The following is a 1,304-nucleotide window of genomic DNA, read 5'->3' on the forward strand; positions in this document are numbered from 1 at the left end:
CAGTCACGATGACGTGCCCAAGGCCCGCCCGGCGGCGCAGCGCCCCCTCTCACGCCGCGCGCGGCTCGGCCGGTTTTCCCGCTTCGCGGATCCGTCGGCTAAAGACCATCAACTGCCGCGCGGTGTTGTTGCGCAGGCGGCGCAGGCGCCATTCCAGCCCTGTCTCGGTGGTGATGCGCTTGGCATAGATGCTGGCGCGCAGGGCCCTGGTGTCGGCCGCGACCTTGATCGGATCGTCATAGAAGGCGCAGATCTTGTCGGCCGCCATGCCGGGCGTCTCGAGCCAGGCGGGGATATGCGTGGAGCTGAGGCAATCGACATCGGTTAGCACGCGGTTTATCCCGTCGCCTTGCGCCGGGCAGGTCGTGGCGAACGCATCGCCGATGAAGACCACGCCGTCGCGGCGATGGCCCCGTGTCGTCGTCAGGCTGACCTGTCGCACCTCGACCTCGCTGGCGACGGCGAAGTTGCCGCATCGCTGGGCGATCTCCGGCATCAGGTCCAGCAGCATCTTTTGCGGGTTCTCGCGGAACGCCCGCACCCATGGATCGGCGACGGTCCGATAGACGAACATATTCGCCCGCAGCCGCTCGCCGATCCGGAAGATGGTAAGAAAGGCAATGCGATCGGCGACCCGCCTTGCGTAGAAGGTGAGGGACTGGAGGCCGAATTCCTGCGGCGTGATCGCCAGGTCGAACCCCATCGACAGCGAATGCGCCTTCGATTCCTCGATGCGCTCGACGCCGATGGCGCGCCGCACCGCCTCGCTGTAGCCGGTGGCCACCACCAGAAGCCGCGCATCGATGACCGAGCCGTCGGTGAGCACCAGGCGCTGCCGGTCCGGTCCGGTCGACACCTCGGCGACCTTGCCCACCGTCAGCGGCACTTCCGGAGGCAGCGCCGCGCGCATGCCGTTGACCAGCGGCGCGTAGGAGAAGGCGTATTCGAAGGTCTGCTTGCGCTCGAACAACTGGCCGAAGCGGAAGACATGGAGATCGGTCATCGGCGTGGAGAGCGACCTGAAGACCGAGCCGAGGCCAAGCTTCTCGAACAGCCCCATCTGTTCGTCGCGGGTTTTCTCGGCCCTGAATTCGTCATGGTGGACACGGTGCGGATCGATCAGCGCCACCTTGCGGCCAGCTTTGGCGAGCGTTATCGCCAGAACGGTTCCGGCCAGCCCGGCGCCGACGATCGCCACTTCCGCCTCGGTCCTGCCGGGCGGGGCTGCGGGCGTTTCGCGGTTCTCGGTGGTGCTCATTGCTTGTCTCCAAGGCCCGAGGGCATGCTCTCCCGCCGCTGCTTCC

The 1,304-nt window shown here is 66.9% G+C and carries 1 protein-coding gene; it reads right to left on the bottom strand.

Annotated elements, in window-relative coordinates; translation table 11 throughout:
• Positions 1–49: 49 nt before the first annotated feature.
• The gene (locus EOA27_RS36840; RefSeq protein WP_126083317.1) at positions 50–1,258 is read right to left on the bottom strand and encodes an NAD(P)/FAD-dependent oxidoreductase; all 1,209 of its coding nucleotides are present in this window, start codon (positions 1,256–1,258) and stop codon (positions 50–52) included.
• Between the last annotated feature and the right edge of the window lie 46 nt (positions 1,259–1,304).

Origin of the sequence: Mesorhizobium sp. M2A.F.Ca.ET.037.01.1.1, assembly GCF_003998075.1 — a bacterium.
Classification (GTDB): domain Bacteria; phylum Pseudomonadota; class Alphaproteobacteria; order Rhizobiales; family Rhizobiaceae; genus Mesorhizobium.